Below are 20,618 nucleotides of genomic sequence, written 5' to 3' on the forward strand. Positions count from 1 at the left end.
TTTCTGAGCATCTTATTTATGGAAAGTTACTTTTGGCTTGTCGCTGCTCTTAAACAGGACCGGAACTCGTTAACCGCTGACAAGCTATGAAACCACTTAATGCAGACCCTATCCGGAACCAGATGCTGGATGAGCGTAAGCTTCAGGCCATGCTGATTGTCCTGTTCCTGCTCGGTTTAACCGTTGCAACCCTGCTGTTGGGTACTTTGATATCGGGATACGTGGAACTAATGCCTGGATTGTGGGAGGTTCCCGGTAGCGATAACTAACCGCCAAGGCGGGCTTTTTGAATAATACACCCGAGCCCTCACTGGCGGTCATCAGTTCAAAATAGGTGTTTGGTTGGATCTTCCGTCCCTTTAATACCAGGCAACGCACATTATGCAAAAGCTGACCCTTTGCGGCTACCTGCTTTTGGTGGCTTTCTGTCTGATAGCCTGCCGGCGCGATGTGCCGGAACCCGACAATCTGGTGAGCTTACTTACCGGGCAGTGGTGGTGTGCGCATACCGATAAGTTCTTTTTTGCCAAAGACGGCCGGGTCGAGCTCAAAACGCCGGACCTGAATGCCTCAGGCAGTTGGTCGGTTGTTCCGGTACCGGATTCGGTCACAGACCTGAACCGGACCACCCAGCCGCTGCTCCTGGTCGACTACTACACGAGTAGCCGTCCGCTACGCATCCGTCATTTCCGGTTGCAACTGCTTCGGCGGGTTGAGGACACGTTTTACGCAATCCGGTCCGACGCTGATTTTGCCGACATGCATCTGAAGTTTCAGCGGTGTAGTCTTTAGCTGCCGGTACGCTTATCGGAGACAACCTATTGATAATTTGGTTCTTATCGCTTTGAATATAGCAAAACTTCATATATTCGTACTGGACTGTTAAGCCAGCGTTTGGCAGGTAACCATACGGGTATGCACGTTGTTATTGCCGGGATACGGGCTATTGTTTGGGCGGGAAACCGTCACTGGCTGCTTCGGTTGGGGGTGGTTGCACTCCTTTTTGGAGTAGAACGTACGGCCATGGCCACCGGGCCGGATTCACTGCGGGCCATGCCCCTTCTCCTACGTTATGGTGCCATTGACTGGCATTATACCAGCGCCCTGAAACGCGACACCAGTCAGGCAAAACGGCTGGTTCGTGATCTTGAACAATTTTTTGATGAAAAGGGGTCAGAGGCAGATCAACTCACGTTTCGGATCTGGGTGTTCAGGAAAGGGCTGACAGGGCCGAAAACGTATGAGCAGCTAGCCGCCGGCGCACTGCAATTTCTGAAAGAAGCCGAACAGATACGGGAGCCGTATCTGACCGCTTTTCTGCATCACTGGCTGGGTATGTTGTATTACAACCATCTCAAGCAGTATGGTCCTGCGTTTCGGCATTACCTGCGCATGTATGACCTGGTTGTAAACTTTGATGAGCGCCTATACCCCGAACGTAGCTATGCCCTTTATCTGGTGGCCAGGGCCTACTACGACTTCTTCGATTATAAGAACACCATCCGGTATGGTCAGGTGCTGATGCAGGTTCAGGAGCAGGATGTAAAAGACAGCCATATCTTCAACGCCTGCATGTTGGGTATGGCTTATCTGAGGCTGGGGCAGTATGAGCAGGCCCGTCGGCATTTTCACTGGAGTTTATCATTGGTGCCGACCGGGATGAACAGTAGGTATCGCATTGATGCCTGGGAGGGTATTCTGAACGGAAACATTGGCGTGACCTATTTTGAGCAGAAACAATACGATCAGGCCATCTCTTACCTGACAAAAGGCATTGACTTCACCCGAAAAACAAGTCTTTGGGACAATTTTCCCCGGTTTAGCACCAAGTTAGCGTTGATTTATCTGGAGCGCGGGCAAATCCGACAGGCATACACCATTGCCCAACAGGCACTGCAAGCGGCTAAACGAGCGGATGAGGTGGGAGAGTATTTGCCGTTGTCGCGCTATCTGGCTGAACCCTATAAAGTGGTCGCAGACTGTTACCGGGCGATGGGTAATTATGAAAAAGCATTCCGGTATGCAGATTCGGCACGGGTAGCCGAGACGCAGTGGAAACAGCAGATGAACATTGCCTTGAAACACCGGGCCGAAATTGCCATTGAGCAGGAACGGTTTCAGGCCCGCGAACAGCAACTACAGCAGGAAAAAGAGCGACAACTGCTGCTGCGGAATGCTTTGCTGGCGTTAACCATCCTCAGCTTGCTGGTGGTGCTGCTGCTCTACAACCGCCGGCAGCTCAAAGACCGCCACCGCCGGCAACAACTCCAGGCCGAAAAACAACTGGCCGAGGCTGAACTGCAAAGTGCTCAGGCCCTGCTCAACCAACTCCGCCAGGGCGTGCAGCAGAAAAGCCGGCTCATCGACCAGTACGAAGCTGAATTCAGCGTATCAGCTGACGGTCCGGCTATCGGCTCCAACCAATACCAACTCCTCAACGACCTGCGCCATTCGGTTATTCTGACCGATGATGACTGGCATCAGTTTGTAGATGTGTTCGAGAAAGTACACCCCGGTTTTTTTTACCGGCTAAAGACGCAACTACCCGACCTGACACCGGCAGAGACGCGGTTTATGGCCTTAAGCCGCCTGAGCTATACGGCGCGGGAGATGGCGCACATGCTGGGGGTGAGTCCGGGTGCCGTCCGCCAGTACCGGCACACCATCCGGTGCAAGCTGGACCTGCCCGATGAGGTCAGTGTGGATGAGATCGCCCAGCGCGTTTGAGGGGGGCTTAGGCTGAGGACGTTGGACATCAGACGTTAGACAAATCTGCCACATCCACCCTATGTTGTTGAGTCTAACGTCTAGTGTCCAACGTCTATTATCTGCTTTCTACACCCTTCCCAGCCCCATTTCTGAAATCCTAACGTTTTCCTAACGCCTGTTTTTTAGCCTCCTATCGGCAGACGACTACCTTTGGTTTGTTCCCGACCCCACCATTAGGGCAGATAAACCCGGTAGAACTATGCAACGCTCAATCAGTAAACACACGTCTGAACGGTCTACGCAGCGGGCTAGTCTGCCGCTGATGCTTCTGGTGATCATCCTGGTCTTTCTGCTGATCGGCTGGGGTATCTGGTGGTACTTCGATTATCAAATCAGACTGCTTGAACACCAGGCGCTACCCTGACTCCGGTTTTAACCCATTTGTATTGCCTGCCGCATTGTTCGCTAAACCATTCACTTTTAAACTCACATTGTATGAGAACGCTGAACTTAGCCCTGGCTCTCATTTTAGCCCTGCTCTTTTTCGCCGGTTGTAAAACGGAGGAAAAAGCCACGGTCATTCCCAATCAGGACCCAACACCGGCTATTTTATACAATATCAATACAATATCGCCCAATGGGGTTGTCTCTTACATGGGTGTGTATTCAGAAATGCCCACCAGCGACCCCGACCGCTCCAAAATGGTTGAACTGGGCAAAAACTCCCGGGCTTACATCTACAATAATTCCGTTTACACGGTTCATTGGGACTCAAAAACAATCTCGAAATGGGAGGTTACCAACGATTTGAGATTGAATAAAGTCAGCACGCTTGATATTGCTTCCGCGGGTCTTTCCAACAAGGCTCCCATCGGCTTTACGCTTGATACCCGGGCGTTTGTTTTTGATTTTGTCAATGGAAAAGTCCTGGAATTCAATCCGCAGAACATGACCATAACCAAAACGATACCGGTCGTGAAAGCGCCATTCCCTTATTCGCACGCCGACAACCCGCGGGCAATGAGTACGCTGTTTGTACTCAGCATATTCAACAGAGACCCAGGCAATGGGTTGCGAATAGAGCCCAGAACTACTATAGCCCGGTTTGACGCAATGGCCGAGGCTGTTACGTACAGAACGGATGATCGGCAAGCTACATCCCATTTAAACGTGATGGACAGTCAGAAAAGGGTGTATTTCCTGCCATCGCGAGACGAACATCACGCCCTGTTGTTCGGGCAGAACGCTGACGTCAAGAACTACGGAAAAATGATACGGTTCAATTTTTTGCCGAACCCCAGTTTTGACGGCAACTTTCTCATGGATTTGAAAGCGCTGGCCGGTGGTCCGATCAGCCACGCCTATCTGCTGAACGACAATGAATTAGTTGTGGCCACAACAGTAGAGCCTCTGCCGGCTCCCATTAATGCAAGCAACTACTTTGCACTCGCCAAAACAAGATTGAAAAAAATAAACCTGGCAACCGCACAAGTGACGGATGTAGCGGGTGTTGGTGAGCATGGACAGCCGTGGAGCAACAGCGTAGACCTCCATGTCGACGGCACCTTATACTACCCGGCATCAGAGTTTCCGGACGGAACGTATGACAAAATAAACACCCGGCTCTATAAGATTACCGGTTCCTCCGCCACCTTACAATTCACATCGACCAATAGTTGGCCCATCCTGATCGGTAGAGTCCGTTAAGATAACTCACTAAACTTTGCAGGCGCGGCTTACTGGCACCACAGCCCATTCCTCCTTGTCTGCACGGTTAAACCACCATAATTCATGTGCCCTAAATCCAGCCTCTCTACCAGTTTGAAGCAGCTTCTTGTCTGGATGTGCCTGCTGCCGGCACCGGCGCTGCACGCGCAAACGACTACCGATAGGGGTTCTGCCCCCGACCGAATCAGCTATGTCTCTTTTCGGCCGGGCAACTGGGATCTTTACTATTTTGAAAAACCCGGCAGTTCTCCCCGCCGACTCACCAATCACCCGGACCTGGACTATGATGCCGCGATGTCGCCCGACGGCCGGTGGGTGGTGTACTGCGCCGAGCGACACAGCAACCCGGACCTCTACGTGCTGGACCTGAAAAAAGGAGGGGAGCCCCGGAAGCTGATCGAAAGCCCAGCCATGGAAGACCAGCCCCAATTTTCGCCCGACGGCAAAACCCTGGTGTTTGTCAGTTCGCACAGCGGCAATGCGGAGGTGTATACCATTCCGTTCAGGCCCGGCACCACCCAGTCGATGGATAAGGCTACGAATCTGACCAACCATCCGGGCGGAGACTTCCGGCCCTCGTTCTCGTCCGATGGCCGGTACATTGCGTTCTCCACCGACCGGGATACGCCACCCACCGGCTGGGCGGCCGGTCGGCAACGCGTCGGCGAGATTTACCGGATGAACCGCGATGGCAGTAACCTCAGTCGACTGACAACGGCACCCGACTGGGATGGTTCGCCGGTGTGGTCGGCCGACGGAAAGACCATTTACTACTACGCCCGGCGGGAGGGCGAACAACGCATTTGGGCCATGAACGCCGACGGCAGTAACCAGCGGGCCATTTCGCCCAAGGGCTTGCCGGCCTTGTCGCCGGCTCCCATGAACAACGGCCGGGTTTTGTTTACCGTGAAAAAAGGGGGCCGGGAAACCCAAAACCGGGGTGACCGTTTTACCGGCAGTTGGCAACTGATGTCGATTCGGGAAGATGGTAGTGACCTGCGGGCCGAAAGCGACACCCTGCAGCATTATTGGTCTCCTGTTTTTCACCCTGGCACGGGAGCGATCATCTGTCATGGTACCGGTCCGGCCCAAAACGAACTGCCACCGTCACCGGCCGCCATCGTCGTAGGCAGTGGCCCTCTACTGGTACCCGGCTCCGAATTTCCGGCGAGGTTCGATCAGCGGACTGCCACCGTGTATCCCCTGCGTACGTTTACCAACATCATTCATCCGTTCCGAAATGAGGTGATTCACTCGGTAATGCCCGGACCTACCCTGATCAAAACCGATGTAGCGGGGGACCCGACGGACACGCTCCTGACGATAGAGCCGGAACAAAGCCCCTGGTTCAGTGCCGGCTGGTCGGCCAACGGCGAGTGGGTAGTGTACATGAAGGGACGGATGTTTGGTGGTCCCGAAACCGAAGCCGATGTCTGGAAAATGCGGCCCGATGGTACCGGCACGGTAAACCTGACCCCGAACTCACCCGGCAATGATGGTTTTCCGGGTATCTCGGCCGACGGCAGTCGGGTGGTATTCCGCAGTGGCCGGAGCGGGAACTACGACGTTTTTCTGATGAACGGCGACGGCTCCAGGCCAATCAATCTGACCAACCACCCCGACAAAGACGCTTTTCCGGCTATTGCCCCCGACGGCCAATCAGTGGTGTTCAGTTCCAACCGGGAAGGTGACCGGGACCCGGTGACAGGCGAACGTACCTACGAGCTTTACCACCTGCACTTAAACCCTGATGGTATGCCGGGCACACTGAAGCGCCTGACGGACAGCCCCGGACAGGACGCGCACAGCCAGTTCTCACCCGATGGGCAGTGGATTGTGTTTGCCTCCGAGCGAGGGGGGATCAACGACGAGGAGCCGCTGGTGCAGGATATTCTGTTCTCCCCGCAGATGTACGGCGAAATCTGCGCCATGCGGCTCAGCGACGGCAAGGTAATCCGGCTCACGCATAACAAGTGGGAAGACGGCTTCCCCTGCTGGGTAGGACCGGTACAGCCGCCTGCTGGTCAGTCTACACTTGTTGAAAAGTAACTCAACTAACAATTAGTGAATCATTAGCTATGAAACCATCATTCCTTTTCCTCCTGCTAATCGCCTTCACCGCTCAGGCGCAAACTCCCTCCACCGGCATCACCATCGGGCATGTAGACACCCTCTACTCCAACATCCTGGGCGAGACTCGGAAACTGTGGGTATATGTGCCGAAGCAGGCCGAGGTGGGGAGGTACACCCTGGAGCGTTTTCCAGTAGTGTATCTGCTGGATGGGGAAGACCATTTCGATTACGTGAGGGCCATACTCCGGGAAATGAGTGAAGGCAGCGACCTGATCCCTCCCATGATTCTTGTCGGGATTGTTAATGCCGACCGAAACCGCGATTTCAGCCCCACATACTCAACCAGTGCCTGGTATGGCGATGCGCCACGGAGGTACCGAACAACTGGAGGGGCCGAAAACTTCACCCATTTTCTGAAAGAAGAACTAATCCCTTCGATAGAAAGCAGGTACCCGGTCGCTCCATACCGAATGCTGATCGGCCATTCGCTTTCCGGTCTATATACAATCCATGCGTTACTACATCATACCGAACTTTTTGAGGCTTACCTGGCCATTGATCCTGGACTACGCTGGGATAACCAATGGATGATTCAACAGGCAAAAAAGGTTTTTACGAGCAAAAGTTTTCAGGATAAAAAACTGTATCTGACCGTAGCCAACACTTACAAAATGCCTATGGACAGCCTGCTCATTAGCCAGGATACTAATCGTGCCTCCGAATTTATCCGGGCCAACTTTCATTTTGCCAGCTTGTTGCAGTCGTCAACTCCCCAGGCTCTGAACTTTCAGACCCGTTATCATGAATCGGACTCACACGCTTCGGTGCCCCTTATCAGCATTTACGAAGGTTTAAGATTTATCTTCGACTACTATCATTTTCCAGCCCAATGGGGCCTCTACCTTGATCCTGACTACCAGCCCGACAGTGCCCTGATAGCACATTTCAACCACGTTTCTGAAAAAATACATTACCTGGCACTACCTCCCGAATCAAGAGTGGACAGATTGGCCAGTGGCTTCATGACCATTGACCAGCCGCAAAAAGCCTTGGCCTGTTTCAGACTCAACATTAGAAATTACCCCACCAGCGCCCATGCGCATGAACGTCTGGGAGACTTTTATGCCGCTATGGGCGACAAGGCCAAAGCCAAAGAATACTACACCAAAGCGCTATCCATAAAATCACTACCTGACACGAGGAAAAAGCTGGACAGGCTGATGGCGGAGAAGTGAAACATTCGGTAACCTCCTTTTTTAAAAACTATCACGTATGCAAAACCAACCTACCTCTGCTCCACATACCGAAGCACCATCCGGTGTGGCACCATCCAGTGCGGCACCATCCACTGCGGCACCGACTGTCGCTCCCGTTGCCCAGTCCGATCGTATTCTGCTGATTGATATTCTGCGGGGTGTGGCCTTGCTGGGCATTCTCCTCATGAATATCCCGACCTTTTCCATGCCGGATAATTTTATTGAGGCATTCACCCAAAATCCGGATAGTACCAACTTCTGGGTATTTACCGGAATTACCGTGTTGTTTGAAGGCAAAATGCGGGCGCTCTTCTCGTTTGTATTTGGGGTAGGAGTCTTGCTGTTTCTAGCCAAAAAAGAACAAACCAACCGGTCGGCTGTACGACTTTATTACCGGCGCATGGGCTGGCTCATCGTGTTTGGCCTGGTACACGCCTATCTGCTCCTGTGGTTTGGCGATATACTGTACGGCTACGGGGTCTGCGGCTTGCTGCTTTACCTGTTCCGGAAAGTGCGCCCCTTGTACCTGGCCCTGGGGGTACCTCTGATAGCCATAGTGGGCTTCGTGGGGAGTACTCTTTTTAACCAAAATATAGCCCAGAAGCATCTTGCCTATCTGGATGCCATCCGTGCCCAGCAGACAGGTGTCGTCCTGACGGCCTCACAAACACAGGCGCTGGCGGACTGGCGTGAGCTGGAAAAGACCATGCTGCCCAACCAGGAAGATGCCGCCCGAAACACCGCCCTGATGAAGGGAAGCTACAGCAGCGTGGCCAAACGGGTCCGTCCGCTTTCGTTTTTGTTCCAGACTACCTACCTGCCCTTTCTGCTGCCGGACGTGCTGGCCCTAATGCTGCTGGGCATGGCCCTGTACAAGTGGGGCTTCCTGTCCGGTGCGTGGCCTACGCGCCGGTACCGGCTTACCATGCTGGTTGGGTACGGGCTGGGGCTGCCGCTGGTGTGTTTTAGTGTTTACTACGCCCTACAACATACCCCCACCCGCGAGGCCGCGCTGGCGTACAACGACACCCACCCCATTAGTTGGGTTAGCCTCATCTACCCGGTTCAGCGCATTCTGCTGGTGCTGGCGCATAGCAGCGCTATTATCCTGATTGTAAGGGCTGGCCTGCTTAAGGGCCTGACCCGGAGGCTGGCCGCAGTTGGGCAGATGGCCTTTACCAATTACATCATGCACACGCTTGTGTGTACGCTGTTCTTCTATGGCTATGGGCTCAACTACTTCGCCGAACTGCAATACTACCAGCTCTTTTACCTGGTAGGTGTCATCTGGATAGTGCAGCTATATCTGAGTCCGCTCTGGCTGAAATACTTCCGCTTTGGACCTCTGGAATGGCTCTGGCGCAGCCTCACCTACTGGAAGTGGCAACCCATGCAGCGGAACGCCCCGGTACCGGCCCTGCCGGCGGTGTAATCAAAGCCATTAACAGAAAGCATAACCGTATTTCCGGAACTTGACCTGATAGTTGCTATGAAAACCAATGATTTATACGGTAGAGATGCTGGGAAAAGTTGTCTTCCAACGCTCATCAAAATAGCTAGCTCCTTAACCCTCCAAAAGAACTAACTATGAAACACCTATTGTCCCTTTTTTTAAGGCTCCTCTCCCTGGCTGCGATCAGCACCCCGGTCCACGCCCAGCCGCTGAAAACCCGCCTGAACCAGCAGGCCGATGCTGTCGAAAGCAAGGTCATCGCCTGGCGTCGTGATATCCATGAGCATCCCGAACTGGGCAACCGCGAGTTCCGCACCGCCGGGAAAGTGGCTACGCACCTGCGTTCTCTAGGTATTGAGGTGCAAACCAATGTCGCTCATACCGGCGTAGTGGGTCTGCTGAAAGGCGGTAAACCTGGCCCGGTGGTCGCCCTCCGGGCCGACATGGATGCTCTGCCCATTACCGAACGGACGGATGTGCCGTTTAAGTCCCGTGCCACCACTGAGTACAACGGGCAGACCACGGGGGTGATGCATGCCTGCGGTCACGACGCTCATGTGGCTATTCTGATGGGCGTGGCCGAGGTACTGGCCGCCAACAAAAAAGACCTGAAAGGCACGGTCAAGTTCATTTTCCAACCGGCCGAAGAGGGGGCACCGCCGGGAGAGGAGGGCGGAGCCAAACTGATGGTGCAGGAAGGGGTACTGGATAACCCCAAAGTCGATGCCATTTTCGGTTTGCATATGGCTGCAAGATCAGAGGTAGGCAGTATCGGGTATCGTTCTGGTGCCTTGCAGTCTGCTGCCGATATATATGCAATTAAAATAAAGGGGAAAGGATCACACGGAGCTTATCCCTGGCTGGGAGTTGATCCTGTGGTAACGGCGGCCCAGGTGTTGATGGGATTGCAGACCATCGTGAGCCGCAACATCAACCTGACCGATGCGCCGGCCGTGGTGACTGTGGGTGCCATTCAGGGAGGTAATCGGGTGAATATTATTCCGGAAGAAGCTACCCTAATCGGTAGTATCCGGACCTTCAGTCAGGAAGCGCAGCAACTGGTCCACCGTCGGATTCAGGAGATTTCCACCCACATTGCCGAAAGTGCCGGGGCTAAGGCTGAAGTAAATATTGAAAATCTATGCCCAGCCACTTACAACAATCCAGCGCTGACGGATCAGATGCTGCCGACACTGGAAGCGGTAGCGGGTAAGGAAAACGTGAAGCTTATTCCCCTTCGGACGGGTTCCGAAGACTTCTCGTTCTATCAGCAGCAGGTGCCAGGCTTATTCTTATTTCTGGGTGGCATGCCCAAAGCCCGCAAGCCGGAAGAGGTAGCCGCCCACCACACCGCAGATTTCTATCTGGACGAAAGCGGCTTCCTGCTGGGCGTCAAAGCTCTCTGCCACCTGACGGTCGATTACCTGGAGCAGTGGAGGGGCGCGGCCGCCGGCCGGTGATGTGACCTGCCTATTGTACTACACCCATTAATCTTATCCTCTACACGTATGAACCGCATCCTGCTACTCCTGCTCTGCCTGGCTCAGACCCTTACCGGCATTGGTCAGACGGAACCGACTGGAACAGCCTCCTACGACATCCTGATTCGAAATGGTCTTATTTACGACGGCTCCGGTCGGAAACCCTACAAAGGAGATATCGCCCTGCGGGGCGACCATATTGTGGCTTTGGGGAGGCTGGCGAATGTGAAGGCTGCCGTTGTAGTAGATGCCAAAGGCATGGCAGTTGCGCCCGGATTTATAAATGTGCTTTCTCATGCCCCTCGCTCGCTCTTACAGGATGGCCGTTCATTAAGTGACCTCAAGCAGGGGGTTACTACAGAGATTTTTGGGGAGTCTTCTTACGGACCGGTTAAAACGGACGTTGCCAGACAACGGATATCGTCATTAAACGTGTCGGTGGACTGGACCATGCTCTATGAGTTTTTGTTGAAGCTGGAGCAAAAAGGCATCAGCCCAAATGTTGCTGCTTACGTGTCGGCCGGTTTTGTCCGGACCAATGTACTGGGTGAGGAAGCTATAAAACCCACTCCTGATCAACTGGCACAGATGCAGGCTCTTGTCCGGGAGGAGATGGAGGGCGGTGCCCTGGGTGTAACTACCGCCCTGATTTATCCGCCCGCTACTTTTGCCGATCGGGATGAACTGGTGGCGTTGTGCCGAGAGGCCGCCCGCTACGGAGGGCGTTATATTGTCCACATCCGGAGCGAAGGCGACCGTTTGGAAGACGGGATTGAGGAGTTGATCCAGATTGAGAAGTTGGCCAGATTACCCGTCGAGTTGTATCATTTTAAGGCTGCCGGGCAGCGCAACTGGCCTAAAATGGATCAGGCTATCGCCCGAATCAATGAAGCTCGCCGACAGGGCCAAGCTGTTTCAGTAAATATGTATACATATACGGCGGGGGCGACAGGATTAACGTCATGTTTACCACCTTACCTCTTCAACGGCGGTTTTATGGCCGGATGGAAGCGGCTGCAGAACCCCGAAGAGCGCCGTAAAATAGCCGAAGAGGTGCGCCAGCCTACCAACGATTGGGAAAATTTTTACGCGCTGACTGGTTCACCGGAAAATATTGTGCTGGTCGGTTTCAATACGGACTCCCTAAAAAAGTATATCGGCAAGACCTTAGGACAAGTTGCCGCTATTCAGGGAAAAGATCCTATCGAAACGGTCATGGATCTGATTGTGGAGGACAAAAGCCGCGTCGAAACCATCTATCACCTTATGTCGGAAGAGAATGTCAGAAAAGGAATTCGTCAGCCCTGGGTAACCTTTGGGTCAGATGCCATGTCCATGGCGGCAGAAAACAAAGATTTTGGAGTTCCTCATCCCCGGGCTTTCGGCACCTTCGCCCGGCTGCTGGGCAAGTACGTGCGGGATGAAAAAGTAATTACGATGGAGGAAGCGATTCGCCGGCTTACCAGCCTGCCTGCTGCCCAGCATAAGCTGACCAACCGGGGCTTGCTCAAATCAGGCTATTTCGCCGATATTGTCATCTTTGATCCTGCCACCATTGTCGATAAAGCGACCTATGAGAATCCCTTCCAGTATGCCGTAGGTGTGGAGCATGTGTTTATAAACGGTAGACAGGTTTTGAAAAGCGGAGAACACACCGGCGTGTTTCCGGGTCGGGCGCTTTGGGGACCCGGGCGGAAGGAGTCCACAATAAATCGGTAGCGAATCACTAATAGAGACCTCTAACCATTATGAAGGTACTATTCCTAATCTCTTACCTCTTTGTAGTACTACTGGTTTTAGCTCAGGGATTGCCCCCTGCCGAACCCCGTGCCCGCGACCTGGGTATTCCTTTCCGGGTGAAACCCTGTCTGTATAATGCCACCCAGCCAGGCAGCAAACACATTGGCGACCAACTGCCGCTGCTGTCGCAGAAGAAACTACGAACCGCCTGGCTCGACAAAGCCGAGGTGCTTCAGCATCTGGAAAAGCGGGAGATAATGCCGCTGCCGGTAGCGAAGCGGTGAGGTGATAGCTCTATCAATAACAGATCTGTTCTACAACGGCTCCGGTAGTACCTATGTTGCAATGCTTCAACGGCTTGATTCAATCGCACCTGAATAAGTTTCTATCCGGAAACAGTCGTTTCAAGGTGAATTTTGAGATCAACAACTGACAATACTCAGAATAAACATGACTGAAAAGGAAATTGCTGACCAGGAATTAGAACAGATCTTCTTTCTTTTTATGGATGCTTTCTTCCATCGGATCGATCATTCGATGGAAAAACTGGAAGCGATGTGCGATGAATTAATTACGGGGGTTGGCACCGGCAAAGATGAGAACATCATAAACCGCGACCAGTATCTTCAAATTCATAAGAGAGACTTTGAACAAACACCTGAAGGTGCCGATTACCGAGTGCACTCTCTTCAGTGTCGGCGGATGGGCATTGTGGGGCTTATCGCAGCAGAAATTGCGATATTGGTTCCAATCGCGGATCAGGTAATTGAATTATTTACCCGATTGACGCTGATTGTTGAGCAGAAAAAAGCACAATGGCAAGCAGTGCATATGCACGTATCGTTTCCTTCTTCAGACCAGGCTGAAGGCGAATCCTGGCCTCTGGATGCGATGAGAGCCCGCCAACGAGCCCTGGAGCAGCAGGTAACGGAACGAACGGCTCAACTAAAAGAAAGGACTCTGAAACTGGAGGAGGCCCTGTATCAACTCAAAGCTACCCAGCAGCAACTCATCCAGAAAGAAAAACTAGCCAGCCTGGGCGAGCTCACCGCCGGCATCGCCCATGAGATTCAGAACCCGCTGAACTTCGTCAATAACCTCACCGAAGTGAGTCAGGAACTGGTAGGAGAGTTGAGGGAGGAAAAGAGGAAGGAGGAACGGGATGAGGACCTGGAGGAGGAACTGCTGACGGATCTGGAGGAAAGTCTGCAAAAGGTGAGCCACCACGGCAAGCGGGCCGACAGCATCGTCAAAGGCATGCTCCAGCACAGCCGCGCCGGCAGTGGCGAGAAGCAACCCACCGACCTCAACGCCCTGGCCGATGAATACCTGCGGCTGGCATACCACGGCCTCCGGGCCAAAGACCAGGATTTCACCGCCGATCTGCGGCTGCAGCTCGACCCCAACCTGCAACTAGTCAACATCGCTCCCCAAGAGATAGGGCGGGTGCTGCTCAACCTTTACAACAATGCCTTCTATGCTGTGCAGGAGAAGCACAAGCAGCAAACCGACTATCAGCCGCAGATCGAAGTCGCAACGCATACCCGGAACGGCAAAGTGGCCCTGCGGGTGAAAGACAACGGCACGGGCATACCGGCGGAGATTCTGAACAAGATCTATCAGCCTTTCTTTACGACCAAGCCCACAGGGCAGGGCACAGGATTGGGCCTCAGCCTGAGCTACGATATTGTGACCAAGGGGCATGGCGGGGAGATGCAGGTGCACACAACGGAGGGCGAGGGAACGGAGTTTATTGTTGAATTGCCGGCCTGATCGGCACCTCCAGTACGGTGCATTTAGGTGTATTGGTGGGTTCTATTATATTCATTTTCAGATTCTTTTCTTATCCTAACATTTTTCTAACGCTTGCTTTTAGGCTTGCGACTCTGTAGCGCTTACATTTGGTTATAGTGCCTTGTAACTGATTCCTACACTCTAACTGGTCGCAAGTTATGCGCTTCCTGATATTCTGGATTTGGTTAGCCTCAGTCGGGTTTTGCTTCGGACAGATACCTATTCTGTTCGATCAGCTGACTACGGCCGATGGATTACCCGAAAACGCTGGGTATGCCATGTTGCAGGATCGTCAGGGGTTTGTCTGGCTGGCCACACGGGACGGGCTGGTCCGGTATGATGGGATCAATATGATCATTTACCGGAATAATCCCAATGACCCATTCAGTTACAAAGGACACTTTACCCATGCATTGAAGGAAGATAGCGCAGGGGATATCTGGATCGGTAGTGATCATGGCCTGACCCGTTTCGAACGGGCTACCGGGCGGTTTATCGATTGCTCACCTACCGGAAAAGATCGTTTTGCCAATAGCCGCCGGGTATTTACCGTTCATATAGACCAGTCCGGTAATATATGGATTGTAAGTAGTGGTCGTATTACTATAGAGAATTGGTTGAGTCTTACTATAGAGAATTGGTTGAGTCGGTATCAACCAAAAACAGGGCAGTGGACCCACTACCGCCATAACCCGGCTAACGCCTACAGTCTGGCTCATGACAATATTCAAAGTCATTTTGTCGGTACGGCTGGTCAGCAGATGGGCTTGTATGAAGACAGGGCAGGTCGTATCTGGGTGAGCACCCGACTGGGTGGATTGCCCGATCATGACGCCATTCTGCACCGCTACGATGCTAAAAACGACCGCTTCATCCGGGTCACACGTCCTGAAAATGATCCGGATGAGCTGGCTTTTCGGCGGGTCAACGTTCCTGTGGCAGACCGTAGCGGCCTGCTGTGGGTCCCCACCCGGGGGCACGGTCTGTATCGGATCAATCCGGTAACGCTGGCTGTTGAACAACACTATCGGTATAAGCCAAACCAGGCCAACAGCCTGTCGAGCGACTCCATCCGGGTATTGTATCAGGACCGGGCCGGCTACCTCTGGATAACAACCGCCAAAGGACTGGATCGTATGCATCCGGACCGGCAGCAGATTACTCATTTTAGCCCCGGCACCATCAATCAAACAGCGCCTGCTGGTTGGCTCGGGATGCTTCCCCTGGGCGAATCTCCAACGGGTGAAGTCTGGTTCCAGAGATCGCCCACTCAGCTTAATTATTATCACCCCGGTGCGGCCAGATTTTACGCCTGTCCGTTAACAATTCGGAAAACCGGAGAAATTGCCGATGCCCGTTCCATACAGAGTTTCCTCATTGACCGAACCCAACTGCTCTGGGTGGGATCGTTCGGTAAAGGTATTTTTAAGCAAAGCCGGGTTACCCATTTTGAGTCGATTCGTCACCAGCCTTATGTCACCAACAGCTTGCTGGACGATGAAGTCCATTATATCTATGAAGCACCGTCGGAACCCTCTGTCTGGTGGATTGGGACCCGAAAAGGACTTGATCGTTATGATCGAAGAACCGGCAGGTTTACTCACTATGTCCATGACCCTAACCAGCCGACATCCCTAACGCCGGGTATCGTTTTTGCTATCGTAGAAGACAGGAAGGGCAGACTTTGGGTAGGAACCGAAAATGGTTTATGTCTGCTCAACCGTCGTACAGGAGGATTCATCCGGTTCACCCATAGTCTGACTTCTGCCCAGGGGTTAAGTAACAACAGAATTCGCAGCCTGGCGGTAGACCGAAAAGGAAAACTCTGGGTCGGGACAGGTGAGGGGCTGAACGCCTTTGAGCCAGATACCGGCCAGTTTACCTGCTACGATAAAGCCGACACGACTTACCATCCTCAACTCTACAAGTATCTGTACCGGCTGGCTCTGCCTCAGAAACAGGTTGCCGCTATCCTGAGGCCCGGCAATCAGGTGAATGCACGGCAAACCTTTACCGTATCGGCCCCCACCCGGGTAGCCATTGTATCGATGGGCGAATTAGGACCCAAGACCCGGTATGATTTCGGTTGGATTGAAGATAGTCAGGGCCGTACTGTCTGGGAGCAGACCGATTCGGCAAGTCGTTATGCCGGAGGATACATGTATCAGCGTATTCAGGTGGCAACGCTTACCCTGCCGGCCGGAAACTACCGGCTGCGCTACCAAAGTGATGGAGCCGATGCGTACCGGCACTGGCGATTTCCTGCTCCGACTTATCCGGAGTGGTGGGGTATCCGGGTGCTGGGCATTAATCAGGCAGAAGGGGATTCGCTAAACAAGCTGGTCCGGCGAAAAGAGTTCAATGGCCTGACTTCACCCGTCATTTCGGTTATGGGAGGCATACTGGAAGACGCTAAGGGGAAGGTTTGGGTTGGAACCGTAGAAGGAGTGAGCCGTCTGGACCCGGCTACCAGCCAATTTACCCATTACGCTGACCCAACCAACGGCCTGTCACTGGTATGTGGCATAACTGAAGATAGTAAGCAGCGGTTGTGGATAGCCGATTATCTGAACGGCTTATTCCAGTTCGACCTACAGAAGGGTACGTTCAGGCGGTACACTACCGCCGATGGCCTGCCGGTTAACAGTGTGGGTAGCATTCTGGAAGACTCTCAGGGCTTACTCTGGCTCAGTACCTTCAATGGCCTGTGCCGCTTTAATCCGGCTACCAACCGCCTTCAGCACTATTCGGCTCAGTTTGGGTTGGCCGGTAACATATTTCGGGCCAGGGCTATCAAAGCCACTAATGGGCAGTTGGTCTTCGGCGGAGAACACGGCCTCAGTATTCTGAACCCGGCCCATATGGTTTCTGACACATTCCCACCTAAAGTGGTACTGACGGATCTGGCTATCTTCGGCCAGAAAGCGGCTATTGGCCCCGAAGCTCCCTTGTCGGCCGACATCTCTCTGGCGACGCAGATCCGGCTGGCTCATGATCAGAATGAGGTTACTTTCTTTTTTGCGGCTCCCCACTTTACCCGCTCCCCCGAAGTTACCTATGCCTATCGGCTGGAGAATTATGACAAAGACTGGATTCAGGCGGGTACTATGCGGCAGGCCCGCTACACGGCTCTGTCGCCCGGCACCTACACCTTCCGGGTGAAGGCGGCCAATGCCGATGGAATATGGAGTCGGGAGGAGACGTCGATTAAGCTGAAAATAGCGCCCCCCTGGTGGCAGACCTGGTGGGCGTATCTGCTTTACGGGTTGCTGACCATTGGTGCGCTCCGGGGCTACATTTTGTACCGATCACGCACTCTGCGCCGGCAAAACCGCCTGCTGGAAGAGAAAGTGGCACTCAGAACGCAGCAAATTCAGAAGCAGAAAGCGGAAATTGTGGCCCAGAAAGAAGAAATTGAAACCCAGCGCGACAATCTGGAACAGACGCTCAGCGAACTGCAAACCACCCAACAGCAGCTCATCCAGAAGGAAAAGCTCGCCAGCCTGGGTGAACTCACCGCCGGCATTGCCCACGAGATCCAGAATCCGCTGAACTTTGTCAATAACCTCACCGAAGTGAGTCAGGAACTGGTGGAGGAGTTGAGGGAGGAGAGAAAGAAAGCAGATAGGGATGAAGACCTGGAAGAGGAGCTGCTGACGGATCTGGAGGAAAGTCTGCAAAAGGTGAGCCACCACGGCAAACGAGCCGACAGCATCGTCAAAGGTATGCTCCAGCACAGCCGCGCCGGCAGTGGCGAGAAGCAGCCCACCGACCTCAACGCCCTGGCCGATGAGTACCTGCGGCTGGCCTACAGCGGCCTGCGGGCCAAAGACCAGAACTTCACTGCCGATCTGCGGCTGAAGCTCGACCCCAACCTGCAACGGGTCAACATCGCTCCCCAGGAGATAGGTCGTGTCTTGCTCAATCTCTACAACAACGCCTTCTATGCTGTGCAGGAAAAGGCGAAGACGACGGCTAAGGGATACCAACCCCAGATCGAAGTCACTACGCATACCCAAAACGGAAAGGTAGAACTACGGGTGCGGGACAACGGCACGGGTATACCCAAAGAGCTATTGAACAAGATTTACCAGCCGTTTTTTACCACCAAGCCCACGGGGCAGGGCACGGGTTTGGGGTTAAGCCTGAGCTATGATATTGTGACCAAGGGGCATGGTGGGGAGATGCAGGTGCAGACAAAAGAGGGGGAGGGGACGGAGTTTAGGGTGGTGCTGCCTGTACAAATAAAAGAGAGAGAAGCTAATTGAGTGCAAACATCATTCCGGGGACGGGTACACCCCATATGGCCAACTGTATGAAGAAGAACCTATTTTGGCTGCTGCTTTTTCTGACTCCATTGGTGATGACGGCGCAGTCTTTAACCAACCGGATTGACAGCCTCAGACGAGCATCCGGCACCCCTATGCACGATACCGTCCGGGTCCAACTCTTGGATAATTTGAGTGGGGTCTACACTAGCCGTAATCTGGATTCTGCCATTTGGTATGCCCGGGAAGGTGTACGCCTGGCAGAAAAACTAAACTACGCCAAAGGGAAGCTATACACGCAGAATACCTTAGCCTTTGCTCTAGCCGAAAGGGACCTGCCTGAAAGTATGCGGTTGTATATAAGCGCCTTAGCGATGGCGTTGGAAGAAAAAGATTATAATGCCGTGGCCGGTATATATTACGGTATGGGGGTTTTACAGTTTTACCTGGCGAATTACCCACAGGCAATTGTTCTGTTTAAAAAGTCCATACGTATTGCCTTAGAAAATCGGGGTAAACTTACAGCCGGTAATACATCAGCAATGCTTGCCTTTGCGTACGCCAGTATGAACCAATCGGATTCGGCCTGCTACTATATGGCCGCATCGGAACGGGAGTGGCCTGAGGGAATAACTACGGCATTTCACGCTTACTTTAAAGGGCAGACCGAAGCAGGAGTTGATCCGAATGTGGGCAAATACTATTTCAAAGAAGGCATAGCAAGGTTTAAAAACATTCAGGACTTAAGAGGTCTTAGTCTGGCCTACCACCGCCTAAGTGAGCTGTACCTGCAACAAAACCAGCTGGATTCCTGCATCTACGCGGCCCGGCAGGGCTTACAGGCCGCCCAGGAGGTTAGGCTGTTGCGAACTATTCTACACAACAGTAGGCTACTGGTCAACGCCTTTAAACAGCTAAACCAAACCGATAGCGCTTACAAATACCAGAACATCATGGTAGCGGCCAGGGACAGTCTGTTTAGCCAGGAAAAAATTAACCAGCTACAGTCTACCCTGCTGGAAGAGGAGCAGCGTACCAAAAAGCTGGAGGAAGAAAAGCTTCGCTTAGAAAGCCGGACCAAGATTTATGGCTTGCTGGCGTTGGCAACCTTTCTGCTGCTTCTGGCGGGTATTTTCTACCGCAATACCCGTCAGAAGCAAAAAGCCAACCGTCAGTTACAGGTGCTAAATGAAGAGATAACCCAGCAGAAAGAAGAGATTGAAACCCAACGTGACCACCTGGAACAGACGCTTACCGAGCTAAAAGCTACCCAGCAGCAGCTCATCCAGAAAGAAAAACTAGCCAGCCTGGGCGAGCTCACCGCCGGCATCGCCCACGAGATCCAGAACCCGCTCAACTTCGTCAATAACCTCACTGAAGTAAGTCAGGAACTGGTAGAGGAGTTGAAAGAGGAAGAAGACAAACCGAATCCCGACCCGGCCCTTCGGAAAGAATTGCTGACTGATTTAGAGGAGAGTCTGCAAAAAGTACATCACCACGGTAAACGGGCCGACAGCATCGTCAAAGGCATGCTCCAGCACTCCCGCGCAGGCAGTGGCGAAAAACAGCCCACCGACCTCAATGCCCTGGCCGACGAGTACCTGCGGCTGGCCTACAGCGGTCTGCGGGCCAAAGACCAGGACTTCACCGCCGATCTGCGGCTGAAGCTCGACCCCAACCTGCAACCGGTCGACATTGCTCCGCAGGAGATCGGCCGGGTGCTGCTCAATCTCTACAACAACGCCTTCTACGCCGTTCAGCAGCGGGCGAAGGCGGGAAAGTCAGGGGAGTATCAGCCCCAGATTGAGGTGACGACGCAGGCGGCAAACGGAAAGGTAGAACTACGGGTGTGGGACAACGGCACGGGTATACCGGCCGAGATCCTCAACAAGATTTATCAGCCCTTCTTTACTACCAAGCCCACGGGGCAGGGCACGGGGTTGGGGTTGAGCCTGAGCTATGATATTGTGACCAAGGGGCATGGCGGGGAGATGCTTGTAGCGTCGACAGAGGGGGAGGGAACAGAGTTCAGAATTACGCTGGGATACGTAACCGAAACTGGTGCGTATTAACACAGAGTATTGTTTAGCAGCGTACCCGAATGGCAGAAAAGCAT

General features: G+C 53.2%; 14 protein-coding genes. All 14 read left to right on the top strand.

All coding sequences use genetic code 11. The annotated features are described in order from the left end of the window. Window positions 1-86: 86 nt before the first annotated feature. The 14 genes from ABD931_RS07405 (at window position 87) to ABD931_RS07470 (ending at window position 20,574) form a co-directional block, all read left to right on the top strand. On the top strand, window positions 87-269 hold the full coding sequence (locus tag ABD931_RS07405) for a hypothetical protein (RefSeq protein WP_345265511.1): 183 nt from the start codon (window positions 87-89) through the stop codon (window positions 267-269). Between the two features lie 112 nt (window positions 270-381). Beyond that, a complete protein-coding gene (locus tag ABD931_RS07410; RefSeq protein WP_345265513.1) occupies window positions 382-792 on the top strand; it encodes a hypothetical protein in 411 nt (136 codons plus the stop codon). A gap of 123 nt (window positions 793-915) precedes the next feature. Then, window positions 916-2,727, top strand: coding sequence for a tetratricopeptide repeat protein (locus ABD931_RS07415; RefSeq protein ID WP_345265515.1), 1,812 nt, complete (start codon window positions 916-918; stop codon window positions 2,725-2,727). A gap of 241 nt (window positions 2,728-2,968) precedes the next feature. Next, window positions 2,969-3,133, top strand: coding sequence for a hypothetical protein (locus ABD931_RS07420; RefSeq protein WP_345265517.1), 165 nt, complete (start codon window positions 2,969-2,971; stop codon window positions 3,131-3,133). Between the two features lie 71 nt (window positions 3,134-3,204). Then, complete coding sequence (locus ABD931_RS07425) at window positions 3,205-4,416, top strand: hypothetical protein (RefSeq protein WP_345265519.1); 1,212 nt, start codon at window positions 3,205-3,207, stop codon at window positions 4,414-4,416. 114 nt (window positions 4,417-4,530) lie between these two features. Further along, window positions 4,531-6,486, top strand: a complete 1,956-nt coding sequence (locus ABD931_RS07430) for a hypothetical protein (RefSeq protein ID WP_345265521.1) — start codon at window positions 4,531-4,533, stop codon at window positions 6,484-6,486. Window positions 6,487-6,515: 29 nt separating this feature from the next. Next, window positions 6,516-7,745 (top strand): alpha/beta hydrolase-fold protein, encoded by a 1,230-nt coding sequence (locus ABD931_RS07435; RefSeq protein WP_345265523.1) that lies wholly within the window; start codon window positions 6,516-6,518, stop codon window positions 7,743-7,745. Window positions 7,746-7,782: 37 nt separating this feature from the next. Next, window positions 7,783-9,198, top strand: a complete 1,416-nt coding sequence (locus ABD931_RS07440) for a DUF418 domain-containing protein (protein WP_345265525.1) — start codon at window positions 7,783-7,785, stop codon at window positions 9,196-9,198. A gap of 155 nt (window positions 9,199-9,353) precedes the next feature. After that, entirely contained in the window at window positions 9,354-10,679 is a 1,326-nt protein-coding gene (locus ABD931_RS07445; RefSeq protein WP_345265527.1) for an amidohydrolase, read from the top strand. A gap of 48 nt (window positions 10,680-10,727) precedes the next feature. Then, window positions 10,728-12,419: an N-acyl-D-amino-acid deacylase family protein gene (locus tag ABD931_RS07450; RefSeq protein ID WP_345265529.1), complete on the top strand. Its 1,692-nt coding sequence runs from the start codon at window positions 10,728-10,730 to the stop codon at window positions 12,417-12,419. A gap of 29 nt (window positions 12,420-12,448) precedes the next feature. Continuing rightward, complete coding sequence (locus ABD931_RS07455) at window positions 12,449-12,724, top strand: hypothetical protein (protein ID WP_345265531.1); 276 nt, start codon at window positions 12,449-12,451, stop codon at window positions 12,722-12,724. 166 nt (window positions 12,725-12,890) lie between these two features. Next, the gene (locus ABD931_RS07460) at window positions 12,891-14,213 is read left to right on the top strand and encodes a sensor histidine kinase (RefSeq protein WP_345265533.1); all 1,323 of its coding nucleotides are present in this window, start codon (window positions 12,891-12,893) and stop codon (window positions 14,211-14,213) included. Between the two features lie 179 nt (window positions 14,214-14,392). Then, window positions 14,393-18,502 (top strand): sensor histidine kinase, encoded by a 4,110-nt coding sequence (locus tag ABD931_RS07465; RefSeq protein ID WP_345265535.1) that lies wholly within the window; start codon window positions 14,393-14,395, stop codon window positions 18,500-18,502. A 47-nt stretch (window positions 18,503-18,549) separates the two neighbouring features. Then, a complete protein-coding gene (locus tag ABD931_RS07470) occupies window positions 18,550-20,574 on the top strand; it encodes a sensor histidine kinase (RefSeq protein ID WP_345265537.1) in 2,025 nt (674 codons plus the stop codon). The last annotated feature ends 44 nt before the right edge of the window (window positions 20,575-20,618 follow it).

It is taken from the genome of Nibrella viscosa, assembly GCF_039541875.1.
In the GTDB taxonomy this organism is placed as follows: domain Bacteria; phylum Bacteroidota; class Bacteroidia; order Cytophagales; family Spirosomataceae; genus Nibrella; species Nibrella viscosa.

What these genes read in the sequence shown, in the direction of transcription:
- ABD931_RS07405 (WP_345265511.1), top strand. Translation starts at nt 87, where the DNA reads ATGAAACCACTTAATGCAGACCCTATCCGGAACCAGATGCTGGATGAG.
- ABD931_RS07410 (WP_345265513.1), top strand. Translation starts at nt 382, where the DNA reads ATGCAAAAGCTGACCCTTTGCGGCTACCTGCTTTTGGTGGCTTTCTGT.
- ABD931_RS07415 (WP_345265515.1), top strand. Translation starts at nt 916, where the DNA reads ATGCACGTTGTTATTGCCGGGATACGGGCTATTGTTTGGGCGGGAAAC.
- ABD931_RS07420 (WP_345265517.1), top strand. Translation starts at nt 2,969, where the DNA reads ATGCAACGCTCAATCAGTAAACACACGTCTGAACGGTCTACGCAGCGG.
- ABD931_RS07425 (WP_345265519.1), top strand. Translation starts at nt 3,205, where the DNA reads ATGAGAACGCTGAACTTAGCCCTGGCTCTCATTTTAGCCCTGCTCTTT.
- ABD931_RS07435 (WP_345265523.1), top strand. Translation starts at nt 6,516, where the DNA reads ATGAAACCATCATTCCTTTTCCTCCTGCTAATCGCCTTCACCGCTCAG.
- ABD931_RS07440 (WP_345265525.1), top strand. Translation starts at nt 7,783, where the DNA reads ATGCAAAACCAACCTACCTCTGCTCCACATACCGAAGCACCATCCGGT.
- ABD931_RS07445 (WP_345265527.1), top strand. Translation starts at nt 9,354, where the DNA reads ATGAAACACCTATTGTCCCTTTTTTTAAGGCTCCTCTCCCTGGCTGCG.
- ABD931_RS07450 (WP_345265529.1), top strand. Translation starts at nt 10,728, where the DNA reads ATGAACCGCATCCTGCTACTCCTGCTCTGCCTGGCTCAGACCCTTACC.
- ABD931_RS07455 (WP_345265531.1), top strand. Translation starts at nt 12,449, where the DNA reads ATGAAGGTACTATTCCTAATCTCTTACCTCTTTGTAGTACTACTGGTT.
- ABD931_RS07460 (WP_345265533.1), top strand. Translation starts at nt 12,891, where the DNA reads ATGACTGAAAAGGAAATTGCTGACCAGGAATTAGAACAGATCTTCTTT.
- ABD931_RS07465 (WP_345265535.1), top strand. Translation starts at nt 14,393, where the DNA reads ATGCGCTTCCTGATATTCTGGATTTGGTTAGCCTCAGTCGGGTTTTGC.
- ABD931_RS07470 (WP_345265537.1), top strand. Translation starts at nt 18,550, where the DNA reads ATGAAGAAGAACCTATTTTGGCTGCTGCTTTTTCTGACTCCATTGGTG.